4 protein-coding genes are annotated in these 5,468 nt (G+C 46.7%); 3 read left to right on the top strand and 1 reads right to left on the bottom strand.

What is annotated here, in order from left to right; all coding sequences use genetic code 11:
- Positions 1–1,477, top strand: a 1,477-nt coding sequence (locus WG8_RS01185; RefSeq protein WP_007428226.1) for a DEAD/DEAH box helicase, incomplete at its 5' end; no start/stop codon positions are given.
- Between the two features lie 145 nt (positions 1,478–1,622).
- Positions 1,623–1,967 (top strand): hypothetical protein, encoded by a 345-nt coding sequence (locus tag WG8_RS01180; protein ID WP_007428225.1) that lies wholly within the window; start codon positions 1,623–1,625, stop codon positions 1,965–1,967.
- A 111-nt stretch (positions 1,968–2,078) separates the two neighbouring features.
- On the opposite strand, the gene WG8_RS01175 is transcribed toward WG8_RS01180, so the two are convergent.
- Complete coding sequence (locus tag WG8_RS01175) at positions 2,079–4,172, bottom strand: pectate lyase family protein (protein ID WP_007428224.1); 2,094 nt, start codon at positions 4,170–4,172, stop codon at positions 2,079–2,081.
- 410 nt (positions 4,173–4,582) lie between these two features.
- Here WG8_RS01175 and udk point away from each other — a divergent pair, with 410 nt between their 5' ends.
- Positions 4,583–5,218, top strand: a complete 636-nt coding sequence (udk, locus tag WG8_RS01170; RefSeq protein ID WP_007428223.1) for a uridine kinase — start codon at positions 4,583–4,585, stop codon at positions 5,216–5,218.
- The last annotated feature ends 250 nt before the right edge of the window (positions 5,219–5,468 follow it).

Raw genomic sequence — 5,468 nt, 5'->3', positions numbered from 1 at the left:
TCAGCGGGACGGCTACGCGTGGCTTGCTTTTTTACGGCGCTTTGGACTGGGCGCCTGCTTGGCAGATGACATGGGGCTTGGCAAGACGGTGCAGTTTATCGCCTATTTGCTGCATCTGCAGGAGATGGCCGCGGAGACGGGCGTCCGCTCTAGCTCCCTGCTGATTTGCCCGACTTCGGTGCTGGGCAACTGGCAAAAGGAGCTTAGCCGCTTTGCTCCTTCTTTAAAGGTCCTGCTGCATTATGGAAGCAAGCGGGAGCAGGGAGACTTGTTCCGCGAAGAGGCCCGACAAGCCGATGTCATACTAACTTCCTTTGCGACAGCAACCCTTGATCAAGAGCTGCTCCAAGGCATGACTTGGGATTCGATTTGCCTGGATGAAGCGCAAAACATTAAAAATGCGCAAACCAAGCAATCCACCGCCGTTCGCAGCTTCCCTGCACGTCATCGTATAGCACTGACCGGGACACCTATTGAGAATCGGCTGTCCGAGCTATGGTCTATTTATGATTTTATCAATCCCGGCTATTTGGGCAGCTCACGCGCTTTCAGCAATCGGTTCATGAATGCCATTGAGAAGGAACATAACGAGCAGCGCACGATGGATTTGCAAAAGCTGGTTCAGCCCTTCATGCTGCGGCGCAAGAAAAAAGACCCGGCTATACAGCTTGATTTGCCTGATAAAAATGAGATGAAAACCTATATTCACCTCACCTCCGAGCAGGGAGCGCTCTATGACCAGATTGTCAAAGAGCTGATGGAACGGATGCAGAAGCTGGAGGGCATTGAGCGGAAAGGAGCCATTCTATCCGCTCTGACCCAGCTAAAGCAGCTTTGTGATCACCCAATCCTTTTGACCAGGGAAGCGGCTCTGAATGTCGATGCTTCCGGATATAGCCCATCCGGGCTCGAAGCGCTTATCAGCCGCTCCTCCAAGCTTGAGCGTATTCTGGCCATGGTTAAGGAGCTGCGGGCGGAAGGCGAGCGCTGCCTGATTTTCACGCAATATATTGGAATGGGACGGATGCTCCAGCAGGTGCTCGCTCAAGAACTGCAAGAGCCCGTGCTCTATCTGAACGGCAGCACCTCCAAAACTGCACGCGACCGGATGATTGACCAATTCCAATCTCACACGCTGCCGCCTGAAGAACAGCCGTCTGTATTTATTTTGTCACTCAAGGCTGGCGGTGTGGGACTGAATCTGACAGCGGCCAACCACGTCTTCCACTTCGACCGCTGGTGGAATCCGGCTGTCGAAAATCAGGCCACAGACCGCGCCTATCGGATGGGACAAACGAAGGACGTACAGGTGCACAAATTTATCTCGCTGGGCACGCTGGAGGAACGTATTGACGAAATGCTGGAGAGCAAGCAGCAGCTCAGCGACCAAATCATTTCCAGCACCGAGGGCTGGATTACCGAGCTGTCGACAGATGCATTAAGAGAACTCTTCACGCTGCGGCGCGATTGGGCCTGATGAGGTCATAAATCGAACTATAATGTACATGTAGTGCTATTTTGAGTTCGATATAAACCTATTTTTTAAAAGTAGTTTATGGCACAGTCTAAAACTCCTTTGTGTGCATCTAATATCTCATCACAACAAAAGGAGTTGATTTGAAGTGGCCATTCGTCCTCCACAAACGCTGAAATCTACGGGCAGAAAGGTTCCTGCTTCGAGATATCGCAATGTGAGTCCTACGCAAACCTTCCGTCGATTTACGGTCATCTGGGCTAACACTGACGGTGTACCTTTTAACACAACCGGATTTTTTGCTACACTCCGGCGTCTAAATGGAAGCTTTGTGCAAGCTGCAGGCTTCGACAGTTTTGGTACTGCCCGATTCAACAGAGTCCGCACACCTACGAACCAGACTTTTATTCTGCGCACCTTTAGAGACGATGGAACGTTATTCCGGGTTAGAACGGTACCTCCGGGCGTATCCTCGTTTGTTGTTATCGGTTAAAAACATGCCGAACGCAGCCTAAATGCGGTTAACGAAAAAGCAGCTAGGAACAGAGTATATCTGTCCTAGCTGCTTCTTCGTGAATCAGGATTTTGCAACATCCTCAAATACTTATTCTGAATCTTCCACCGCTTGTACATTTTTCGAAACGGCTGTATTGTATGCTGTTTTGAGCCAGTTTTCTTTGGACCAATTCAGCTTGCCTGCACCTGCTCCATCTTTGCCCTGCAATTGAGCAACCAGGTTTTCAGGATTTTCGGCTGTATAGCTATATGGCAATTTTGTGAATCCACTCCAGGAGAAATCAATAGCCTTTGCAGGATACGGAGCTAACGGGCTGTTTGCTTCTTCGCTGCCTCCTCTGAATACGGTGCCTTTATCCGAGAAGATGACGTCCTCTGCTTTGATTTTACCTGTATAGTCGGCTTTTTTAGCATCTTTCTGATTATTGCGAACTGGAGAAAATACATCAATTAAATACGATTTTTCAAGCAGTACCGCGCCATTTTCAGTTGAAATCGCACCGTTGCCTACGACGTCAAAATGGTATCCTTTGGCAGAAATTGCTTTGGCCATGTCGGACGTAATTCTTTTTTTGGCTCTGGCCAATCCGGCATCATCTATAACGATGTTATATGCATGCGCATTACCGCCACGCAAACGTGGCATACGGTCCTGAATATCCAGATAGTAATTATGATGCAGCGTCACTTCCAGATCCGGATTGTCGGCTGCCATTTCCGTGGCACCCACCAGATGCGCCTTCTTTTGTCCTGCTGCAATATCAATGATATCTTCTTTACTCAATCCTACGGCACTGCTTCTCAGATAAGCATACATAGGGTAGGAAGATTTGTCTGCTTCCATGGCGTTGACTTGTTGGGTTACCCAACTGTTGGGGCTGCGGTCATCTCCTTTGAACAGAGACCAGGAAATAGTAACTCCATTACTGCCTTTTTTCACATCTACCAAACCGTCATAGGCTTTGTTGAATGTGCAATGGTCAATCCACACCTTGGAGCTTGCACCTTCGACAGTAATATAATCCCAATCATTTTTGTCATAATTGCCTTTGGTTGCTTCATCCCACTCCCAAAGCTCGTCAAATTCGAGGTTACGGAAAATCAAATTAGAGCTGTTTTTAATGACGAAGCCGGCATGTTTGAGTTTAGCGCCCTTGGCCGAGAAAATGGTGACTCCATTCAAGTTTTGAATATAGATTTTGCTCACACCTGTTTTCTTCAGCACAGGATGTGTCTGTACAGCATTGTGAGGACCAAAAGGGTTTGCCTTGGCAGCACTTGGCATTTCATTCCAGCCGAGATCGAGATCGTTCATAATCTCAATAACCTTGACTTTGCTGCCTTTTTTCAGTGCTTCGTGGAGATCCACAGCGTTGTAAACCTTTTTGTAATTGGCATCGGTTTCCGCAATGTTTCCGCCGCCAGTATTACCATACGAGAAGCCGGTCAAATTATAGCTGTTTTTGAAGGTTGCGTTGTCATTCGTGCCAGGAGTTGGCTGATCTTTGCCTGGCTCCGGTTTCGCAGGCGGTGTAGTTGTATCCCCTCCAGAGGCAGCACCGGATACAATCACATTATCGAATTGGGCGGATGCCTTGGAGGTTACCAAGCCTACAGCTCCCGCAGTCAGGCTGGAGTCTTTTGCAGTCAACTCCAGTTTATCATTGACGTACATCTTAATTTCCGAACCGGACAGCTCCAGCTTTACGCTATACCAGGTATGAGTATCCAGCTTGTAATTTTTCTTGGTAGCCAGTGTCTTCATAGAACCGTTTACCTTTTTACGGATTTCCAGAGTCCCGCCCTTCTTGTTGTACAACGAAGCCGCGTAGAAGTTTTTGGCATCTGTGTATCTGCCTGCAACATACACCCGGTTGGAGCCGTTAAAATCGTCTATATACACATCTGCTTGCACACTATAGTCCGTCCAGGAAGCATCACCTTTAACAGAGCGGCCTTCACTTCGACCAGATTGCTGGTATGTGAAGCCATCCCCTCCCTTGACAACAGACCAGTTCCCCGAATCTACTTTCCAGCCTTGAGCTTCACCTTGTTCAAAGTTATCACTCACCTGTAAACTTCCATCTGCATACGCATGACCTAATAACGGTAACGATAAAGACAGCGCCAACGAGCTGCTCAGCATTACATTTGCACATTTTTTCATCAAATCTGACTTCATGTAACTTCCTCCTTATAAAATAATTGTTGAGTACCAAACAGTCGAAAAACCTTCCATACCTACATCACTGCAATGTTCAAGCACTACATCCAATAATTATAGACATATAAAGGAATATTAAAATATGCCTAATTACTTATCTTTTGTCTTAAATTCTCTATTAATTTTGCATCCTTTTTCGTGAACACACCAAGTGCATTTTCATAAAATCACAAAAATCGCTGTTTTTTTTATTTTTGCAATGAGACATGTGGATTCATATCAACTCTGTGGCAGCTTTTAAAACATTCAGGGCCAAGCTACGAAAATGGAAGAAATACAAAGCTCCACAGTGATGAAAAAAAGTGTGCATTGTGCTACAATACTTGAGTTGTATCGGGATACATTTAGGGAAGGGTAAGTGAAACGCCATGCTTATTATTGGTATTGCCGGCGGTACAGGTTCCGGTAAATCGACGGTAGCACGTGCTGTCGTTGAGCGTCTGGGATCTAATAAAGTGACTTTCATATCTCAGGATAACTACTATAAAGACAATTCACATCTGAGCTATGACGAGCGTGCTCTGGTCAATTATGATCATCCGTTTGCCTTTGACAATGACTTGCTTATCGAGCATCTCCAATGTCTGAAAAAAGGACAAGCGACTCAAGCGCCAGTGTATGACTTTACGGTTCATGCTCGTTCCACCGATGAGACGGTAGAGCTTCTGCCGAATCATATCGTTATGCTGGAGGGTCTGCACGTGCTGTCTGACGAAAAGCTCCGCAGCCTGCTCGACATTAAGGTATTTGTGGATACTGACCCTGATGTGCGTATTCTTCGTCGGGTGCTTCGAGATATCGAGGAGCGTGGCCGCACCATCCATTCGATTCACGATCACTATTTGACTACGGTTAAGCCTATGCACGAGGCATTTATTGAGCCTTCCAAGAAATACGCGGACCTCATCCTTCCTGAGGGAGGACATAATGAGGTCGGTATTCAACTGCTATCTATTTTGACTGAAAAATATTTGGCAGGGGATCGGACGTGGGGGACTGCATAAAAGAAGAAAGCGCTCCTTGGAGGAAGTCATACGATGACTTCCACTCCGAGGGGCGCTTCTTATGTTTTCGCCAAACCTGAACTACATGTCAGAAGAAAGTAAAGTTCTAGACTGAAAAATAAAGTGTTAGACTGACGATGCTTCATTAAACGGGCAGTTTAGCGCAGAAGAGAACCTATAACACGGCCAATGGACAACCATTATCGTTAACAACCAACAAAAAAAGCCGCCATAGGCGACTTTTTAAGCG

This window comes from Paenibacillus sp. Aloe-11 (assembly GCF_000245715.1).
Taxonomy (GTDB): domain Bacteria; phylum Bacillota; class Bacilli; order Paenibacillales; family Paenibacillaceae; genus Paenibacillus; species Paenibacillus kribbensis.
The sequence above is the reverse complement of the archived record's forward strand: the minus strand, read 5'-3'. Positions and strand labels throughout refer to the sequence as shown.

Coding starts and splice junctions, on each gene's coding strand:
- WG8_RS01175 (WP_007428224.1), bottom strand. CDS start 4,172: ATGAAGTCAGATTTGATGAAAAAATGTGCAAATGTAATGCTGAGCAGC.
- udk (WP_007428223.1), top strand. CDS start 4,583: ATGCTTATTATTGGTATTGCCGGCGGTACAGGTTCCGGTAAATCGACG.